Genomic DNA, 19359 nt, shown 5'->3' with positions numbered 1-19359 from the left:
CGGCCTGATCCCCCAACGCGGATGGCGCGGGTGGGCTGCTACTCGACCGCCGCGGCGCCGCGGCGCAGATCGGCGTCGATCTGCAGACGATTGCCGCCGCCGAATCGCGCGCGATAGACCTGCAGGTTCTCCATGATGCGCTGCACGTAGTTGCGGGTCTCGGAGAACGGAATCAGTTCGACCCAGTCGACCGCGTCGACCTTCGGATCGCGGGGGTCGCCGTAACGCTCGACCCATTTGCGCACACTGCCGCGGCCGGCATTGTAGCCGGCGAAGGTCATGATGTAGGAGCCGCGGTAATCCTCGATCAGTCCGCCCAGCTCGGCCGCGCCGAGCGCGGCGTTGTAGACCGAATCGTCCTTCAATCGCCTGGCGTCGTAGGTGCAGCCGTGACGGCGACAGACATACTTCGCCGCGTCGGGCGTCACCTGCATCAGGCCATAGGCCTGCGCCGGCGACACCACGGCCGGATTGAAGCCGCTTTCCTGGCGCGCGATCGCGTAGACGATGCTGCGCTCGACCTCCGGGCCGAACTGCTTGAACTGCGGAATGCCCACCATCGGATAGGCGTAGTGATCGAACGGCAGGCCGCGGTTGAGCGCCGCCTTGCCGACCAGCAGCATCGCGCGCGCATCGTTGTTGCGGGCCGCGAGTTCGGACAGGCCGAGCAGGGCGTCGGTGTCGCCGTTCTCGCCGACATCGGCGAAAATCGGGATCGCGACGTCGCCTTCACCGATGGCGTAGAGCAATTGCACCGCGCGCACGACTTCGAGGCGCTCGACGCCGCGCCCATGGCTCGACGGTGCGCCGTTGAGGTCGAGCTGCGGCAGGCCGAGCTTGGCGCGCGCCAATTGCCCGTAATAGCTGGTCGATTGGGCGGCCGCCGCCGAGTAGGCCGCACGCGCATCCTGCGTCCGGCCCATCGCCTCCGCGGCCCGGCCCTGCCAATAGCCGGCGCGCGCCAGCGCGGTCGGATTGGTGGTGTCGGTGCCGATCCGGGCGAAATGCTGGGCGGCGGTCGCCGGGTCCTTGAGCAACCGCAGCGCGATCCATCCCGCGGTGAATTCATGCTCGGTCTTGTAGACTTCGCGCGTCGGCGTCGCGGCGTTGCGGGCGACCAGATAGGCCAGCCGATAGTCGCCGATATCGATCAGCTTGCGCGCCAGCAGCCGCCGCTCGATCCACCATTCGTCGAGATTGTGCAGCCGGTTGGGGTCGCGCGGGACGGTCAGCATCAGGCGTCCGGCCTCGGCGATCTTCTCATCGCGGCGCAACGTCTGGATGCTGGCGAACATATAGCCCGGGTCGCTGTGCAGGTCGGACGGCACCGCATCGAGCAAAGCCTTGCCCTGTCCGGACTTGTTGTCGACCGCGAGGCGGGCTCGCGCCAGCGCGAACTGCGCGGCACCCAGCCGTTTCGCGGCGCGTAGTCCGGGATCATTGTCGTTGCCGTAAAGGAACGCGTCCATCCGCGCCTTGTGATCACCCGGTGTGAGCAGCGCGCCGAACATCTCGATCGCGGAGGTTTCGAGCGCAGCCGACATCGAATCGTTGCGCCAGGCGTCGCGCACGAGCTGCTCCGCCGTGCGACGGTCGCCGCGCGCCAGCATCGCACGCGCCAGCGCCAGCTTGCCCTTTGCAGACAGGGGTCTCTCGTTGTCGAAATAGGCCAGCACCGCGTCGTCGTTGCGGTTGTCGTCCCACAGCGCGGCTTCGGCGCGGCGGCGGAAGAATGTCTGCGACGGCCAGCTCGGATTGGCGCGCACGAAGGCGCGATAGCGCTCGACGCTGGCGCCGTTGTATTCCGCGCGCAGGATGATCCATTCGGCGAGCTTGCGCGCCAGCGGATCGGACATCGTGTCCGCGATCTGCGTCGCATCGGCGGCCTTGCGCTTGCGGACCTGCTCGATGACGTTTTCGAGCGCGTTGGCGTCGGCCTGCGATGTCTGCGCCGTGGCCGCCACTGCCGACCGCGTGGCCGGCTTGCGAGTCACCATCGGGGGCGCCGCATGCGGACGCGCGGCATCGATCGCCGGCGCGGTGGGCGCGGCGATCGCGAGCGGCGCCGAGGGCTTGGGAATGGAGGCGACAGTCGCGGGGGCGGTCTTCGGCACGATGCTGCGCGAGATCGGTCGCGGCTTCGGCAGCGGGACTTTCTTGGAAGCGGCCTGGGCCTCGATCGAAAACCCGCTGAGTCCGATGCTCAACGCCAGCGTCGCCGTCGACGCACGCAACAGGGCGGCGAGGTGGGGGATGCGTCGGATGGATCGGTTGCTATGCAATCGCTGTGGTCCCCGGTGAGCGGGCGATTCGTGCGATTCTGTCAGCATCGGCCAGACAAGTGAAGGCAGTCCGGCGTCCAGGAACGTACGCTTCCCGCCGCTTGCACCCGAATACAGCGGCAAAAACAGGGCAAAGTCGGGCCTGCGACATGATCCGCCCGATGCCGCGACGAATAGCCCGCCTTGCTCCGGGCCACTTTCCCGGTGGCCGCGCCATTGGTTTTCAGTCATCGTGGCGTGAAAAGCACAGTCGGGGGCAACGCCTAGATGACGACGGTTCAAGACGCTTCGCGCGGCCGCATGTCGCCGCTCGGGCTGGCGTGTCTCGGCGTGGCCTCGATCGGCTGGGGCCTGAATTTCCCGATCATGAAGCACCTGCTGACCGAACTGCCGCCGCTGTCCTCGCGCGGCCTGTCGGGGATCATCGGCGCCATCGCGCTGGGGGCGATCGCGGTCTGGCGCGGGCAGACGATCACGGTGCCGCGTGGCCTATGGTCGCGACTTGTCCTGGTGTCGCTGCTGACGATCGGCGGATGGGTCGCGTGCATGGGGCTGGCGCTGTTGTGGCTGCGGGCAAGTGACGCGGCGGTGCTCGGCATTTCGATTCCGTTGTGGGTCGTGTTGCTGGCGTGGCCGGTGCTCGGCGAGCGGCCCTCGGCGGTTCGCGCGGTCACCTTGCTGATCTCGCTCGGCGGCATCACGGTGCTGATCGGCGGCGGTGGCTTCGACGCCAGTCTCGACAAGCTGCCCGGCATCCTGTTCGCGCTCGCCGGCGCCATCTGCGTCGCATCCGGCACCGTGCTGACGAAACACTTCCCTCTGGCGCTGCCGCCTTTGTCGCTCGCGGCCTGGCAGATCGGGCTGGGCTGCATCCCCGTGGCGGTTGCCGGGCTCGCGCTCGAGGATCCGCATTTCGCGGCTCTGTCGACGATCGGCTGGGCGTCGATGGTCTACATGACGCTGGTGCAGTTCTGCGTCTGCTACGTCTGCTGGTTCGTGGCGCTCGAGCGCTTGCCGGCGGCGACGGCCTCGATCGGCACGCTGCTGGTGCCGGTGGTCGGCGTGTTGGCGGCGGCGGCGATGCTGCACGAGCCGCTCGGGCTGCGCGAAGTGATCGCGCTGACGGTGACTCTGGCCGGCGTTGCGCTGGCCTTGCGATCCTGAGCCAAGCAGAAACGGCGCCCGGATGGGCGCCGTTCGAGCAGCTTCATTGCAGCCGGTGATTACGGGCAGGGATGACGCTTGCCGTCATAGCCCAGATAGGTGCCCGAGGCCGGATCGTAGGACTTGAAGCGCCGCGAGCAATAGGCGTCGTCGCGATCCTCGCCCGGTACGACGACCACAGAGGGTTCGTCGTAGTAACCGTAGCCATAGGGATCATTGTAGTAATAGGACGAGCCGAGGCCGCCGACGAAGGCGCCCGCATAGGCTCCCGGCCAATAACCGCCGTAATATCCGCCGCGATAGCCGCCGCCCGAAAACCGCGGGCCACGCGGGCCGCCGCCGTGGTAGCCGGGACGAGGCCCACCACCCTGGAAGCCGGGGCGAGGTCCGCCGCCGCCGGCGAATCCCGGACCGCGCGATCCACCGCCGCCGATCGCGGGTCCACCGCCACCGCCGCCACCGCGGCCGATGCTGCCACCGCCACCAATGCTGCCGGCGCCGCCGCCGCCGATCGCGGGTCCGCCGCCACCCCCGCCGCCGCCGCCACCCCCGCCGGCGGCACCGCCGCCACCGATGCTGCCTTGGGCGAAGCTGAGTTCAGCGGACGCCAGAGGCATCGCCATCGCGAGCGCGGCCACGGCGGTCAATGTCTTGAGATTCAACATCTTGGACTCCATCAGTGGGAAATCGAATGAAACCTTCCCCGACACAACACGCTCGAACTGGCGTCGTTCCGGCTTTTCAGACGAGCCTCCCAGATTGCGGTTGTATCGCTGATGAACGGATTGCGTTCATTTTGCGGAACAGGTGAATCCCGATGTTGGCATCCACTCGCAACGGCTGGACTTTCGCCGTCGCCGGTGGCATCAGGGGAGCCTGCCGCTATCGGATGGATGATCCTCATGAAACTGTTTTTGCTGCGGATTTTTACCTGGTGGAACGGTTTCACGTTCGGCACCCAAGTGTGGACTTGGCGGTTCGGCGAACTGGTCGGCACCGATGAGGGCGGAAACCGATACTTCCGCACCAAGGGCGGCAAGATCGATCCGACGCTCGGCTTCGAACGGCGCTGGGTGCTTTACAATGGCCTCGCCGAGGCCACGCGCGTTCCGCCGGAATGGCACGGCTGGCTGCATCACATCGTCGACGTGCCGCCGACAGAAGAGACCTATCAGCCGCGCGAGTGGCAGAAGCCGCATCAGCCCAACCTGACCGGCACGCCGCTGGCGTATCGCCCGTCCGGCTCGACGCTGGCGGCTGGCCGCCGGCCGAAGGCGACCGGCGACTATCAGCCCTGGACGCCGGGCAGCTGACGTCCGGCAACTGGCCGAGGACGTCTCGACCTGTTTCCGCGGCGGCTCAGGCCGCCGTTTCTGTTTCGGCCTGCAACCGCGCCGCGGCGCGCGCGACCGACTCGCTGCGGCGCTGCCGCGCACCCTGCAGCCGCTCTTTCAGCATCGCTACCACCGGCTCCGGCGCGGTCTCGGGCGAGCCGGCATTGAACGGCGGCGCCGGGTTGTACTCCAGCGTCAGTTGGATCGCCTGCGCGGTTGTGCGATCGGCCAGCAGTTCGACCAGCGTCAGCGCGAAATCGATGCCGGCGGTGACGCCGCCGCCGGTGATGCGGTTGCGGTCGATGCAGACGCGGCTGCGGTCGGGGATGGCGCCGAACGCCGCAAGGTCGTCGATCGCCGACCAATGCGTCGTGGCGCGATAGCCGCGCAGCAGTCCCGCCGCGCCGAGCACCAGCGAACCGGTGCACACCGAGGTCACATAGCGCGCGCCTTCCGCCTGCCGGCGCAGGAAGTCCAGCGTGTCGTCGTCGCCCACGAGGTCGTCGGTGCCGTATCCGCCGGGGACGCAGATCACGTCGAGCTGCGGGCAGTCCGCGAAGGTGATCGTCGGCGGCAGCAACAGCACCGCGTCGCTCGGCACCGGCGCCATCGTCTTGCTGATCAGATGCACGGTCGCGCCGGGAATGCGCGAGAGCACCTGCAGCGGCCCGGTGAGGTCGAGCTGGGTGAGGTTGGGAAACAGCAATAGTCCGATCTGCAACTGGGCCATGGGGGTCCTCCTCGATGCCTGGGTCGGCGCTTGACGAGGCGATCCTGGCATGGTCGGCTGATGTCCGAAATGGCATATATCCCTCGATTTCAGACAAGAGGTCGCGTGGACCATCGGCGGAGGGGGCGATGATCGGCGTATTGATCTATCCCGATTTCCAGTTGCTCGACGCGGCCGGTCCGATCGCCGCGTTCGAAATCGCCGGCCGCTACGCGCGCAATACCGAGCCGATCAGAACCATCGCCGCCACGCCCGGTGCGGTACGGAGTTCGTCCGGCGTCGAGATGCTGGCGCGCGGATTGCGGCACGACCGGGCGATGCGGACGCTGATCATCGCCGGAGGCGACGGGGTGCGCGCGGCCGCCGGCTGCTCCCGGACGCTGGCGTTCCTGAGGGCCGCGGCAGCGCGCGGCTGCCGCATCGCCAGTGTCTGTTCGGGCGCATACTTGCTCGCCGAGGCCGGGCTGCTCGACGGTCGGCGTGCGACCACGCATTGGAGTCGCACCCGCGATTTCCTCGAGCGCTATCCGCGGGTGCGGCTGGAGCCGGACCGAATCTTCGTCCGCGACGGCGAGGTCTGGACCTCGGCCGGGATCAGCGCCGGCATCGACCTGGCGCTGGCGATCATCGCCGAGCAGCATTCCGACGCCATCGCGCGCGACACCGCGCGGCAATTGGTGCTGGCACAGCGCCGCGCCGGTGGGCAGTCGCAATTCTCATCGTTGCTGGAGCTGCAGGCGCCGTCCGGACGGTTCGCGGCCTTGCTCGGCTGGGTGCGCGAACATCTCGGCGAACACCTCACCGTCGAGCGGCTGGCCGAGCAGGCCGGCATGAGCGCGCGACATTTCACCCGCGCCTTCATCGCCGAGACCGGGTCGACGCCGGCGAAAGCGGTGGAGCGGCTGCGGGTCGAGGCGGCGAAGAGCCGCGTGCAGGCGTCCGGCGAAGCGATCGAGCAGGTCGCAAGGACGACCGGCTTCGGCGATCCGGAGCGGATGCGCCGCGCCTTCCTTCGCGCCTTCGGCCAGCCGCCGCAGGCGTTGCGCCGGGCGGCGCGGGCGGCCTGATCAGGCCGCCGACGGCGTTGCGATGTGTCGCCGGACCTGCGCTGCGCCGGCGTGCAGCCATTCGGCGTCGTCATTGACCACCGTCATCGCCTCGGTCAGTTCGACATAAACCTCATCGTCGATGGTGACGACGCCGTAGTTGGAATTCTCGCCGTCCCAGCGGCCTTCCGCCGGCTGATCGGCGTGCAGGAACCAGTGATAGCCGATCAGGTTCGGGTGGCGCAGGCCGGCACCGACATAGCGCGCAAAGCCTGCGGCGCGATCCGCCTGCGTCTCGACGCGCGGCCCGGCGCCTTGCGTGTTCGGCAACCCGGCGTCGTCGCCGCGGAACGAGAACTCGCCGATCAGGCAGGGCCGGCCGCATTCGGCATAGGCGTCGATCACTGCGTCGGGCAAAGCGTCGTAGCAATTGATGCTGATGACGTCGCAATGCCGGCCGGCGGCAGCGATGACCTGCGGCTGCGGCGCGTAGGCGAAGCGGCTGCCGAGCACGAGATGATGCGGCGCGGCCGCGCGGATCGCCGCGGCGCTCACCGCCATGTAGCGCTCGGCGAGCAGCCCGGCGAAGGCATCGCAATCGGCGAAGTAACGCCCGCGCAACGGATCGCGTTCCTGCGCGTGATCATGTGTGAAGAAATTGCGGGTGAAGGGCGGGGCCGCGATCGGCACGGTCGCCAGCGCGTCCCACGATGATGCAGAGCATCGCCACGCTGTGTTGAACTCTGCGACGCTGGCGTAGCGGCGGCGCAGCAGGTCGACCGCTACCTGGCGTGAATGCGGCGCCGCGTTGTCGCGCAGGATCACCGGCAGCAGTTCGTTCTCGCCGCGCCAGTCCGGGCCCCATTGCAACTCGTTGTCGATGAACCAGCCGAGCACGCTCGGATCGTCACGCCGCGGCGCGCAGATCTCGCGGGCGCGTTGCTGCGCGAAGGTCTCGAAGGCCGGAGCGAACGGATCGGATTGCGGCCAGCCGCGGCCGTCACTGTAGGCGGTGGCGAGATAGACCACGCCGGCGGCCGAGGCCAGCGGGGCGCAGCCGGCCGATGCCACCTCCGGCTCCGACCACGCCCCGATCGTGTTGAAGCCCCAGCGGTGCAGGCGATCGGCGACGGCGCTGCGCCAGGCGTTGCGGCTGCCGTATTTGTGCAGGCTCGCCTCGCGATAGGGGTGACGCTCGGTGCCTTTGATACTGTCGTGGTCGAAATTCACCGCGGTGACGCCCTTCGACAGGAAGCGGCCGCCGTCCGGATCGATGAACCACCACACGCCGTCGATCTGCGCGACGCGGAAAAAGCCGGTGGCCGCAGCCTTGTCTTCGGCGAGGCCGCCCCAGCGGGTTCTCGGAATGTCGGTCATCGAACGCCGTTGCGCCGCGCGTCGGCGGCCCTCTGATTGCGGGGGGCCAACCTCGCCGGTTCGGCGCGCGACGACGTTGACGCCGGTCAATCCGCGCTGGCTACAGCGCCTTCAGCCAATCGCCGATTTCGACGACCGCGTCGTTCGCCTTCGGCAGCAGCTTGCCCATGGTGAAGAAGCCGTGGAATTGGCCGGGATAAGTCCGATGCGTCACCGGCACGCCGGCATCGGCGAGGCGACGCGCGTATTCGTCGCCTTCGTCGCGCAGCGGGTCGGCGCCGGCGGTGATGACGAAGGCCGGCGGCAGCCCGGCCAGGGTTTCGACGCGGGCCGGGGAGGCGCGCCAGTCCTGTTCGACCGGTGCGCCGCCGAGATAGTGATCGCGAAACCATCTGATCACGGAATGCGTCAGCAGCACGCTGGTCTCCGGTTCGCTGTGCGACGGATGGTCCATCGCGAAGTCGGTGGCCGGATAGATCAGCACCTGGCCGGCGAGCATCGGCCCGCCATGGTCGCGGGCGTGGATCGTCACCACGGCCGACAGATTGCCGCCGGCGCTGTCGCCGCCGACGCTGATGCGTTCGGGATCGATGCCGAGCTTGCGCGCATTGTCGGCGACCCATTGGGTCGCCGCGATCGCGTCCTCGACGGCGGCCGGGAATTTGTGCTCGGGGGCGAGCCGGTAGTCGACCGAGATGACGATCAGTTGGCCTTCGTCGGCGATGGCGCGGCAGACGACGTCATGGGTGTCGAGATTGCCGATCACCCAGCCGCCGCCGTGAAAGAACACCAGCGCCGGCGCCAGACCGTTGTCCTGACGCAGTGTCTTCGGCGTGTAGACGCGGGCCGGGATGTCGCCTGCGGGTCCAGGGATCGCGATCGACTGGATCGAGGCGAGTTCGCGCGGGTCGGGATTGCTGACGAGCCGGGCGGCGTCGTAGTACGCGCGCGCTTCCTCGGCCGTGAGATCTTCATAGGCGGGGCGGCCCGCGTCCTGGAACGCCTTGTAGACGGCGGCGGCATCGGGATCGAGTTTTGCTGGCATGGTTTTGCTGGACCTGGTGAGAGAGAACGATCAGCTCGCGGTGCGGCCGCCGTCGACGGTGTAGGCCGCGCCCGACACGTAGCTCGCCTCGTCGGAGGCGAGAAACGCCACCACCGAGGCGACCTCCGCGGCATGACCGAGCCGCCGCGCCGGAATCCGGTCGACGATCTTGTCGTTGGGCACCGGCGTCGGGCCGGGATTGCGGCCTTCGACGATCGCGCTGAGCATCCGGCTGTCGATCAGTCCGGGGCAGACGCAATTGACGCGCACGCCGCTGTCGCCGCATTCCAGCGCCGCCGTTTTCGTCATGCCGATCACGGCGTGTTTGCTGGCGGTGTAGGCGATGATGTCGTTGGAGCCGATCAATCCGGCGATCGAGGCGGTGTTGATGATGCTGCCGGAGCCCAGCTGCAGCATCGCCGGCAGCACGTGCTTCATGCCGAGAAACACGCCGACGACGTTGACGTCGAGCACGCGGCGGAAGGCGTCGAGCGAGGTGCGCACGATCGGCGCGATATCACCCTCGATACCGGCATTGTTGTAGAACACGTCGATCCGCCCGCAGCGCTCGAGCGCGGCGCGCACATAGGCCGCGACTTGATCTTCCTGGGTGACGTCGGCGGTGAGCGCCAGCGGTTGCGCCGAGGCGGGCAGGGCGGCGACCGCCTGATCGAGCGCCGTCCGATCGCGGTCGATGGCGACGATCCGGGCACCACGTTCTGCGAGCAGGTCGATGGTCGCGCGGCCGATCACTCCCGCGGCGCCGGTGACCAGCGCCACCCTGCCGTCCAGCCGAATTCGGTCGGTCATGCCCGTCGTCTCCCCGGTTCCTTCCGGTTCGATCCGGAATGGTGGCGGCGTCGGGTTGATCCCGCGCTTGCGCCTGCGACGATTATTTCAGCTGCGGCGGCGGATGGCCAGCGGGCAGGCCGCCGGCGGGTCGCCCTTCCCCCGCCGTATTCGGCGTGTTAACCGGGACCGATGCAAGCGGCCGAAGCTGTAGAATGTCGCAAGCCTGATTCGTCATTGAAGCCGCGCGGAATGTCCCGAAGCCTCTGTTTTGTCGGTCTTGCGGCGCTGATCGCCGCCCCGTTGATCACGCTCGCGCCGCCGGCGCAGGCGCAGATCGGCAATATTTTCTCCGACCCGGCGCCGCGTCCGCCCGGTGCGATCCCGCGTGGCGCGCCGCAGATGGACGACGAGGAAGAGGTTCCCGACCTGCCGCCGCAAGGCCGCGTGCTGCCGGCGCCGACCCGGCCGCCGCAGGGCTCGGCACTTCCAGGCCCGGTGCAGTCTCAGCCGCTGCCGCCGCCGCCCGGCACCACGATCATTCCGCAGACCCCGCCGGCCACGGCCAACGTGCCGCCCGGCCAGCCCGACAGCGGCGTCGCCAACGCGCCGCCGGGTGCCAATCCGCTGCCGGGCCTGCCGCCCGGTCAGCGCCAGCCGCGTGGCGCGCCGCCGACGCCGGCGACGCTGCAGCCCGGCGACGAGATCGTCACCGAGCCGCCGGCGCAGAAGATCGTCAACAAGAAGGCGAGCTTCACCGGCCTCGACAAGATCACCGGTCGCACCATCAATTTCGACGCCGACATCGGCGAGACGGTGCAGTTCGGCGCGTTGCGCGTGAAGACCGACGCCTGCTACACGCGGCCCTCGACCGAGGCTGCCAACACCGACGCCTTCGTCGAGGTCGACGAGATCACGCTGCAGGGCGAGGTGAAGCGGATCTTCTCCGGCTGGATGTTCGCCGCCAGTCCCGGCCTGCACGCGGTCGAGCATCCGATCTACGATATCTGGCTGACCGATTGTAAGAACCCCGAGACGCCGGTCGTCAGCGCCCAACCCGATGCGCCGAAGCCCGCCGCTGCACAACCGCAGCAGCAGCAGCGCCGCCGCCAGCCGCCACCGCGCCAGACCCAGCAGGCGCCGCCGCCGCCTTTGCCGGCATTCCGGCAGTAACCGCTCCCGGTCTGACAGAGGGATCGTTGATCGCCGTGCTCAGTGCGCCGCGATGATCTCCAGCGCTTTGGCGCCCGTCACGGGCTGATCCACCGGCAGCGCATCGAAGGCGGCGATGCCCTGCAGTGCGTCGTCGAGCATCGAACGGTAGCGTTGCCGCGGGACTTCGATTGCGCCGAAGCTGCGCAGATGGTCGGTGACGAACTGGGTGTCGAGCAGTTCATAACCGCCTGCAAGCAACCGGGCGACGAGATGCACCAGCGCCACCTTGGAGGCGTCGCGGGCGCGGTGAAACATGCTCTCGCCGAAGAAGGCGCGGCCGAGGCTGACGCCGTACAGACCGCCGGCGAGGTCGCCGTCCTGCCAGACCTCGACGCTGTGGCAATGGCCGATGCCGTGCAGGCCGATATACAGCTCGCGAATCCGGCGGTTGATCCAGGTGTCGTCGCGGCCTGGCTGCGGCGCGGCGCAGCCGTCGATCACGCCCTTGAAGTCGCGATTGACGGTGACGGTGAAAGCGTCCGACCGCACCGTGCGGGCGAGCCGGGAGGCGACGCGAAAGCCGCCGAGCGGAATGATGCCGCGCAATTCCGGCTCGACCCAGAACAGCGTCGGATCGTCGACGCTTTCGGCCATCGGAAAGATGCCGCAGGCATAAGCGCGCAGCAGCACTTCGGGGGTGATCTCGGCGGCGGCGGAGTCGCGGGATGTCATGCCCGAGCATAGCAGGGCGGGACGGAGGTCGCGAGCCGGGGCGGAAGCGAATGCCGATTGGGACCGGAGCGCGGTCAGCGGATCGGATCGGGATTCCAGCCGACCAGTGTCAGCAATGCGAAGAAGCCGATGAGATAGGCCACGGGGACGGGCCAGCCGAAGCGCAGCCATAGATAAACGGACTTGCCTTCGGGAAACATGTTGGTGAGGGCGACGCCGGCGGACGAGCCGAACCACATCATCGAGCCGCCGAAGCCGACGGCGTAAGCGAGGAATCCCCAGTCGTAGCCGCCCTGATTGAGCGCCAGCGCGGTGAGGGGAATGTTGTCGAAACCCGCCGAGACGAGTCCGAGGCCGAGCGCTGTTTGCCATGTTGCGGCCGGCAGCCGCTCGACCGGCATCAGCGATGCGATCACGACGAGCGCCAGCAGAAAGATGGTGCCCTTGAAGGTCGACGGCATCAGCTTCCAATCCGGCCGGCGAATCGGCGCGGTCAGTAGCAACACCGCCCAGATGGTGAGGCCGAGCAACGGAAGCCGGTGAAGCAGGTCCGGGAAATAGACATTGGCGCTGATATTGGCGGCCAGCGCCGCAATCAGGATCGCAGCGACGATGCCGACGCGGACCCATTCGATCCTCAGCCCGCGCGGCGCGTCCTTGACGATCGGCGCAAAGTTGTGCTGCTGGATCGAAGCCGGGACGGCGAACACCAGCAGCGCGGTGCCGGCAGCGACATAGGCCTCGACCACGCTGAGCGGGTTGACGCCGGCGATCCACATCATCGTGGTGGTGGTGTCGCCGATCACGCTGCCGGCCCCTCCGGCGTTGGAAGCCGCGACGATCGCCGCCAGGTAGCCGATATGGACCTTGCCGCGGAAGACGTGCCGCGCCACCGTGCCGCCGATCAGCGCGGCGGCGATGTTGTCGAGGAAACTCGACAAGACGAACACGATGCCCAGCAGCACGACCGGGCCCCTCCAATCGTTCGGCAGCAGCGCCGGCATTTCGTCGGGAATGCCGCTCTTCTCGAAATGCGCCGACAGCAGCGCGAAGCCCATCAGCAACAGGAACAGATTCGTCAGCGTCACCCATTCGTGGCCGAGATGGAGCGTCAATCCGAGCAGCCCGGGGCCGGTCGCGAAGCCGGTGAACATCAGCTTGTAAGCGATGGTGGCGGCGAGGCCGGTGAGTGCGATCCACAACGTGTGGCGGTGGAAAATCGCAACCCCCAAGAGGGTCAGCCCGAACAGGAAGAAGTCGAGCGGAATGCCCAGGATCAGGACTGGAGTCGTCACAAGCGCTTGGCCCTTCGCGCGGACTCGCGACTGGAGAGTTTGTTCGCCCGGGCGTGATCGACGCAGCGATGCCACGCGAGCCCTGCCTGCGAAAGCAAAGTCCCTGATGTGATGAGAAGATTCCGCCGCGTTCCCGCAGCGGCGCGCGCGGAACCTGCCCGAGCTCCGGCAAAATGGCAAGGCGGCTTTGGGATAGTGCGGCCGGATTCGTGGCCCGATTTGGCGGGGCGGCCGACTACGCGATGGCCGGCGTCGGCGCGGCGATGTTGGTGCGGCGGAATCGCAGCACCATGCGGGTGCCGGCATGCGCGGGGTCGCGCTCGACGCTGGCGTCGAGCTTGGTCGCCATCGCATTGACGATGCGCTGGCCCATGCCGGTCGAGTGCGGATTGGCCTTGACCGCAAGACCGACGCCGTCATCGGAAATTGCGAGTTCGAGGTCGTCGCCCTGGGCCTTCAGCACCACGTGGATCGGGCCCTTGCCTTCCGGATAGGCGTACTTCACCGCGTTCATCACCAACTCGTTGACGACGATGCCGATCGCGACCGCGCGGTCGGGATCGATCTCGACCGCCTCCGCATCGAGCGTCAGGCGCGACATCCGGTTGCCTTCGGCCGAACGACGCAAATCCTCGAGCAACGCTTCGAGATACTGGTTCAGCATCACGCTCTTGAGGTCGTGCGAGGTGTAGAGCCGGCGGTGGACTTGCGCCACCGCAGCGACGCGGCCCATCGCGTTGGTGAGCGCCGCCTTGACCTCGCTCTCCTTGCTGGACGAAGCCTGCAGATGCAGCAGCGACGCGATGATCTGCAGCGAATTGCCGACCCGGTGGTTGACCTCGCGCAGCAGCATTTCGCGCTCTGCGGCCAGCGCCGCATAGCGATCACGCGAGGCGCGGACTTCGGCTTCGGCGTCGTCGCGGGCCTTGCGGATCACGGCTTGGCGCAGCGCCTGATCGGCGGCGACCTGGAGCAGGGGGACGAAGTCGCCCTGGGTATCTTTCACCAGATAATCCGCGGCGCCGGCCTTCAGCGCGGTCACGGCGATGCTGGAATCCTGCGATGCGGTAACGAAGACCACCGGCGGCGCATCCGGAATGTTCTGGATCTGCTCCAGCGTTTCCAGCCCGTCGAGGCCGGGCATGTACTGATCCAGCGCCACCACGTCGACGCCGCCCTTGCGCAATCGCTCCAGCCCCGCCTCGCCGCTCAGCACGTGCTCGACGCAGAAACCCTGTCGCTTCAGGCCGCGTGAGACCAGGCGCCCGAGCGCCTCGTCGTCGTCGATATACAGCAGAGTCGGCGCAGCAGCAGGAGTCATGGAGCCTCGGTTTGAGGGACCTGGATCACGGAAAAGAACAGGCCGAGCTGACGGATCGCGTTGGCGAAGCTCTCGTAGTTCACCGGCTTGGTGATGTAGACGTTGCAGCCGAGCTCGTAGCAACGCTTGATTTCCTGCGCGTCGTCGGTGGTGGTCAACACCACGACGGGCGTGCATTTGAGATGATCGTTTTCCTTGACGCGCCGGAGAATATCGATGCCGCTGGTGTCGGGGAGGTTGAGATCGAGCAGCACCAGGAGCGCGCGATTCTGATGCTCGATGCCCGAGCCGTCGGCCCCGAACAGGTAGTTCAGCGCGGCTGTACCGGACGTGAACGGAACGATCTCGTTGTTGACGCCGGACCGGCGAATATTGCGCTCGATCAGGCGCGCGTGGCCCTCGTCGTCCTCGATCATGATGATGGTGACTGGGTTACTCATGAGCGGGGTTCCCGTTTGGTGGCCGTGGTCCATTTCATCGGCAAGGTGATGGTGAAGGTCGAGCCCTCGCCGAGCGCCGAGGACACCGACATGGTTCCACCCAGGCGGCGCACGAGCGCGCGAACATGAGCGAGCCCGATCCCCTGACCCGGCCTGTCCTGTGTACCGGCACGGCGGAAAAGATCAAAGATTCTCTGATGGTCCTTGGGATCGATCCCCCGTCCGTTGTCGGCGATCTCGAAGATCGCGAAGCCGAGCTTCTGGCGACCGCGGATCCGGATGTCTCCGGGGACACCGTTCCTGAGATATTTCAGAGCGTTGTCGATGAGATTCGAAAAGATCTGTTCGAGCGCGAGGCGGTCGCTGACGATTTCCGGCAACGGCTCGATGCGGATCTCGGCGTTGGCCTCGGCGGCCTGATGCGCCACCGTCGAGACGATGTTCTCGATCAGCTCCCGGGTGTCGATCGAAACCGGCTGGAACTGACGGCGGCCTTCGCGCGTGAGGTTGAGGATCGCGCTGATCAGCCGGTCCATCTTGCCGATCGACGATTTGATGAAGGCGAGTGCCTCGGTGAAGTCCTCCGACAATTGTTGGTCGGCCGGCTGCAGCTCCGGCTCGCCGTCGCTGTCGGCCTTCTCCGGCATCTGCTTGTCGGCGACTTCGCGGCTCAGCGTGGCGATGCGGCGAAAGATGTCGCTGCGCAGTTCTTCGAGCTCGCTGGTGAATCCCATGATGTTCACCAGCGGCGAGCGCAAATCGTGGCTCACGATATAGGCGAAGCGCTGGATCTCTTCGTTGGCCTCGCGCAGGTCGGCGGTGCGCTCGGACACGGTGCTCTCGAGGTTGAGATTGTTCTCGCGTAGCAGCGCTTCGGCGTCGTCACGGGCGCGCGCGGAGCGCCGCACCAGGAAGATCGAGAGCCCGGCCAGCACCAGCACCAGGCCGGAGCCGGTGGTGGTGACGATCGACGCCAGAGACTGGCTGCGATCGGCCGCCGCCGTCCGCATCACGAATAGCTTGTTTTCTTCGGCCCGCATCGCCGCCATGAAGTTGGCGAACTGGTTCATGGCCTCACGGCCGCTTTCGGCGCGCACGATGCGCCGAGCTTCCTCGGCGCGGTCCGCCTGCGCGAGCGCGATCAGTTCCCTGAACCGCTCGATCCTCGCCTGTGCGATGACGATGCTCTTGTCGACCAACCCGCGCTGCACCGGATTGTCGGCTACCCGCTGCTGCAGGCGTTGCAGCATCGGCACCACCTGGCCGGAGGAATTCTCGAACTCTTCGACGAATTCAGGCTGACTCGTCAGCAGAAAGCCTCGCTCCGCGCTTTCGGCACGGCGCATCTGCAGCTGGGCGAGGGAAATCTGGTTCTCGACTTCGAGCGTGTGGGCGACCCAGGCGCTGTCCTCCCGGGCTTTCTGCAACAGAAACACCGAGGCGACGCTGATCAGAACCAGCACGGCAAAAGACAGCGACAGCAACGTGATCTGGATGAAAGCGCGTCGCCGCGTGGATTCCGGCGTCACCGCGCGGTCTCCGACCATTTGAAACAAAGCAAGAACAATCCCCGCAAGGCGGCCAAATCTGCAGCCACGCTAACGCGGGAGCCGGAACTTGGTTCCACGCCCGACGCAAATATTCTTCAGCGGCCCTCGAGGGCGACGCCGGCGAGATACTGCTCCAGCCAGTGGATATGATAATCGCCGTCGATGATCCCCGGTTCCCGCACCAGTGCGCGGAACAGCGGCAGTGTGGTCTCGATGCCGTCGACCACCATCTCGTCCAGCGCCCGCCGCAGCCGCATCAGGCACTCGCCGCGGGTCTTGCCGTGGACGATCAGCTTGCCGACAAGCGAGTCGTAATAAGGCGGGATGGTGTAGCCTTGGAAGACTGCGGAATCGATCCGGACGCCGAGGCCGCCGGGTGGATGATAACGCGCGATCTTGCCCGGCGACGGCCGGAAGCTCACCGGATTCTCGGCGTTGATCCGGCACTCGATGGCGTGGCCGTTGAGCACGATCTCGTCCTGCGACACCGGCAGGTCGCCGCCGGCGGCGATCCGGATCTGCTCCAGCACCAGATCGATCCCGGTGATCATCTCCGTGACCGGATGCTCGACCTGGATCCGGGTGTTCATCTCGATGAAGTAGAATTCGCCGTCCTCGTAGAGGAATTCGATGGTGCCGACGCCGACATAGCTCATGTCCTGCATCGCCTTGGCGCAGATGCCGCCGATCCGGGCGCGGGCTTCCGCGCTGATCACCGGGGAGGGGCTCTCTTCCCAGACCTTCTGGTGCCGCCGCTGCAGCGAGCAGTCACGCTCGCCGAGATGGATCGCGCCGCCGCGGCCGTCACCCAGCACCTGGATTTCGATGTGGCGCGGCTTCTGCAGATACTTCTCCAGATAGACCGAGGCGTCGCCGAAGGCGGCCTTGGCCTCGTTGCCCGCGGTCGAGATCGCCATCGACAGGTCTTCGGCGGTGTGCGCGACCTTCATGCCGCGGCCACCGCCGCCGGCGGCGGCCTTGACCAGCACCGGAAAGCCGATCTCCCTGGCGATCGACATCGCGTCGTCGTCCGGGCCGACCGCGCCGTCCGAGCCCGGCACCACGGGGATGCCCAGGCGCCTGGCGGTCTTCTTCGCCTCGATCTTGTCGCCCATCAGCCGGATGTGCTCGGCCTTGGGGCCGATGAAATGCAGATTGTGGTCGGCGAGAATCTCGGCGAAACGGGCATTCTCGGATAGAAATCCATAGCCCGGATGCACCGCGTCGGCGCCGGTGATCTCGCAGGCCGCCAGCAGCGCCGGGATGTTGAGATAGCTGTCCTTGGACGGCGGCGGGCCGATACAGACGCTTTCGTCCGCGAGCCGGACATGCATCGCGTCCGCGTCGGCGGTCGAATGCACGGCGACCGTGGCAATGCCCAGTTCCTTGCACGCACGCAGAACCCGCAGAGCGATCTCGCCGCGATTGGCTATGAGAATTTTATCGAACATCGGGGCCACCGGATTGAGAGGCGAATTGCAAATGGCGAGTGGCGAATGGGGGGCGGATGGCGTTGCGATGCAGCTCTATTCGCCACTCGCCATTCGCGACTCGCTATTCGACCACCACCAGCGGCTCGCCGAACTCGACCGGTTGGCCGTCCTCGACGAGGATCTGGGTGACGGTGCCGGCCCGCGGCGACGGGATCTGGTTCATGGTCTTCATCGCCTCGATGATGAACAGCGTCTCGCCGGCGGACACCCGGGAGCCGACCTCGATGAACGGCTTGGCGCCGGGCTCGGGTGCCCAATACACGGTGCCGACCATCGGCGAGGGCACCACGCCAGGATGCTTGGCGATGTCGATCGCCGCGGTCTCGATCGCAGTGATCGCGCCTCCTGCGGCGGACGTCGGGGCGTAGCCCATCGGCACCGAGGCGGCGATGCTGACGTTGCGGGCGACGCGGACGCGAAGCCCGGCGCGCTCGATCTCGATCTCGGTGAGGTTGGTCTCGTCGAGCAGCAGCGCGAGATCGCGGATCAGCGTGCTGTCGTCGATCGCCGCCTTGTCCTCGGTTGCGGCGTCCTTCGGCTTGGCGGCGGTCTTGGTGTCAGGCTGGCGGGCCATGTTTCGATCCAGATGTCTTGAGTGAGTGGGGCGGGTCCGGCCTCGGGTCAGGCCTTGGCGCTGGTACCGATTTTCGCGGCGAGGCCGAGGATGGCCAGCCGGTAGCCGTCGATGCCGAAGCCGCACAGGCTGGCAAAGGCGGCCTTCGCGATGAAGGAATGATGGCGGAAGCTGTCGCGGGCGAAGACGTTGGAGACGTGGACTTCCACCGCCGGGATCTGCACGCCGACGAGCGCGTCATGCAGCGCCACCGAGGTGTGGGTGTAGCCGCCGGCGTTGAGCACAATTCCCACCGCCTGCTCGTCGCGCGCCTGGTGGATCCAGTCGATCAACTCGCCCTCGTGGTTGGACTGCCGGCAAACGGCTGAAAGACCACAACTGGCAGCGGTCTCGGTGCACAATCGTTCGACGTCGGCCAGCGTCGCGTGGCCGTAAATCGCCGGCTCCCGGGTCCCGAGCAGATTCAAGTTCGGGCCATTGAGCACGTAAATCGTTTGAGGCATCCGACTTTCCGGCAATGTCAGCGAAGGTCTCCGGCGGACGCGCCGTCGGGCCGAAATCCGGCGCTGCAGCACCGGTCCGGGCAAAATTCACTTGATTGTCGGCGTTATAGGTAACCTCACGGCTGAGGGGAAGCCTGAACACGGTCCAGCGGAGCCTGAATCGGGTGATGCTTTGGACGAGCATGCCGAGGCAAGCGCCGGGAAGTGCTTGCGATCCGTTTGCAGAGGGCTCCGCGAGAGCGGTTGTGGGTGGCTGATCGGCACACAGATAATGCCGTCTGCTCGTCCCGATTTCGCATCTTCGCTTGCGGGCGGCGATCCGATCGGCGGGGTTCGCGTGGAACAATCGCAGGGCGAGATCATTTCATTGAAAGACCAGCGCCGATCCGGCAGCCGCGACCAAACTTGACGAGCGTTGTCGCGGTTTTGTTTTGGCATCCGGAAACGGGAGGCGTAGTCTCCGAAATGACGATCCGGCGCGTCTCCGACGCGCCGATGCGCACGATGCCCCACCGCCCGAGCAACATGC

18 protein-coding genes are annotated in these 19359 nt (G+C 67.1%); 4 read left to right on the top strand and 14 right to left on the bottom strand.

Translation table 11 applies throughout. The features are described from left to right. Positions 1-38 precede the first annotated feature (38 nt). On the bottom strand, positions 39-2330 hold the full coding sequence (locus tag RPB_RS15300) for a lytic transglycosylase domain-containing protein (protein WP_433993719.1): 2292 nt from the start codon (positions 2328-2330) through the stop codon (positions 39-41). A gap of 219 nt (positions 2331-2549) precedes the next feature. On the opposite strand from RPB_RS15300, the gene RPB_RS15295 reads away from it, so the two are divergent. Next, complete coding sequence (locus RPB_RS15295; protein WP_011441920.1) at positions 2550-3446, top strand: DMT family transporter; 897 nt, start codon at positions 2550-2552, stop codon at positions 3444-3446. Positions 3447-3505: 59 nt separating this feature from the next. On the opposite strand, the gene RPB_RS23845 is transcribed toward RPB_RS15295, so the two are convergent. Beyond that, positions 3506-4111, bottom strand: a complete 606-nt coding sequence (locus RPB_RS23845) for a BA14K family protein (protein WP_011441919.1) — start codon at positions 4109-4111, stop codon at positions 3506-3508. Positions 4112-4348: 237 nt separating this feature from the next. Between RPB_RS23845 and RPB_RS15285 the strand changes: the two genes are divergently transcribed. Beyond that, on the top strand, positions 4349-4759 hold the full coding sequence (locus RPB_RS15285; RefSeq protein ID WP_011441918.1) for an NADH:ubiquinone oxidoreductase subunit NDUFA12: 411 nt from the start codon (positions 4349-4351) through the stop codon (positions 4757-4759). 46 nt (positions 4760-4805) lie between these two features. Here the strand turns inward: RPB_RS15285 and RPB_RS15280 are convergent, their stop codons facing one another. Then, entirely contained in the window at positions 4806-5510 is a 705-nt protein-coding gene (locus tag RPB_RS15280; RefSeq protein ID WP_011441917.1) for a DJ-1/PfpI family protein, read from the bottom strand. Between the two features lie 128 nt (positions 5511-5638). Between RPB_RS15280 and RPB_RS15275 the strand changes: the two genes are divergently transcribed. Next, the gene (locus RPB_RS15275; protein WP_011441916.1) at positions 5639-6577 is read left to right on the top strand and encodes a GlxA family transcriptional regulator; all 939 of its coding nucleotides are present in this window, start codon (positions 5639-5641) and stop codon (positions 6575-6577) included. Here RPB_RS15275 and RPB_RS15270 read toward each other — a convergent pair whose 3' ends face one another. From RPB_RS15270 to RPB_RS15260, 3 genes are all read right to left on the bottom strand, one after another. Continuing rightward, positions 6578-7933: a hypothetical protein gene (locus RPB_RS15270; RefSeq protein WP_011441915.1), complete on the bottom strand. Its 1356-nt coding sequence runs from the start codon at positions 7931-7933 to the stop codon at positions 6578-6580. 100 nt (positions 7934-8033) lie between these two features. Continuing rightward, entirely contained in the window at positions 8034-8978 is a 945-nt protein-coding gene (locus RPB_RS15265; RefSeq protein WP_011441914.1) for an alpha/beta hydrolase, read from the bottom strand. A gap of 30 nt (positions 8979-9008) precedes the next feature. Further along, complete coding sequence (locus RPB_RS15260; protein WP_011441913.1) at positions 9009-9788, bottom strand: SDR family NAD(P)-dependent oxidoreductase; 780 nt, start codon at positions 9786-9788, stop codon at positions 9009-9011. A gap of 231 nt (positions 9789-10019) precedes the next feature. Here RPB_RS15260 and RPB_RS15255 point away from each other — a divergent pair, with 231 nt between their 5' ends. Beyond that, a complete protein-coding gene (locus RPB_RS15255; protein WP_041798269.1) occupies positions 10020-10940 on the top strand; it encodes a DUF2155 domain-containing protein in 921 nt (306 codons plus the stop codon). A 39-nt stretch (positions 10941-10979) separates the two neighbouring features. Here the strand turns inward: RPB_RS15255 and aat are convergent, their stop codons facing one another. The 8 genes from aat to aroQ form a co-directional block, all read right to left on the bottom strand. Next, complete coding sequence (gene aat / locus RPB_RS15250) at positions 10980-11654, bottom strand: leucyl/phenylalanyl-tRNA--protein transferase (protein ID WP_011441911.1); 675 nt, start codon at positions 11652-11654, stop codon at positions 10980-10982. 74 nt (positions 11655-11728) lie between these two features. After that, positions 11729-12949 carry a citrate transporter gene (locus tag RPB_RS15245; protein WP_041798268.1) on the bottom strand — a complete coding sequence of 407 codons (1221 nt, stop codon included), beginning with the start codon at positions 12947-12949 and terminating at the stop codon, positions 11729-11731. Positions 12950-13184: 235 nt separating this feature from the next. After that, positions 13185-14270, bottom strand: a complete 1086-nt coding sequence (locus RPB_RS15240; RefSeq protein ID WP_011441909.1) for a response regulator — start codon at positions 14268-14270, stop codon at positions 13185-13187. Further along, positions 14267-14710, bottom strand: coding sequence for a response regulator (locus RPB_RS15235; protein ID WP_011441908.1), 444 nt, complete (start codon positions 14708-14710; stop codon positions 14267-14269). The genes RPB_RS15240 and RPB_RS15235 overlap by 4 nt, the downstream gene beginning before the upstream one ends. Further along, positions 14707-16239, bottom strand: coding sequence for a sensor histidine kinase (locus tag RPB_RS15230; RefSeq protein WP_011441907.1), 1533 nt, complete (start codon positions 16237-16239; stop codon positions 14707-14709). Before RPB_RS15230 ends, RPB_RS15235 begins: the two co-directional genes overlap by 4 nt. A 116-nt stretch (positions 16240-16355) precedes the next feature. Next, on the bottom strand, positions 16356-17711 hold the full coding sequence (gene accC / locus RPB_RS15225; RefSeq protein WP_011441906.1) for an acetyl-CoA carboxylase biotin carboxylase subunit: 1356 nt from the start codon (positions 17709-17711) through the stop codon (positions 16356-16358). A gap of 103 nt (positions 17712-17814) precedes the next feature. Next, positions 17815-18327 (bottom strand): acetyl-CoA carboxylase biotin carboxyl carrier protein, encoded by a 513-nt coding sequence (gene accB / locus RPB_RS15220; protein ID WP_011441905.1) that lies wholly within the window; start codon positions 18325-18327, stop codon positions 17815-17817. A gap of 47 nt (positions 18328-18374) precedes the next feature. Beyond that, positions 18375-18830: a type II 3-dehydroquinate dehydratase gene (aroQ, locus tag RPB_RS15215; protein WP_011441904.1), complete on the bottom strand. Its 456-nt coding sequence runs from the start codon at positions 18828-18830 to the stop codon at positions 18375-18377. Positions 18831-19359: the final 529 nt, after the last annotated feature.

This window comes from Rhodopseudomonas palustris HaA2 (assembly GCF_000013365.1).
GTDB lineage: Bacteria > Pseudomonadota > Alphaproteobacteria > Rhizobiales > Xanthobacteraceae > Rhodopseudomonas > Rhodopseudomonas palustris_J.
Note: the sequence above shows the minus strand (reverse complement) of the source record. Positions and strands in the feature narration are given on the sequence as shown.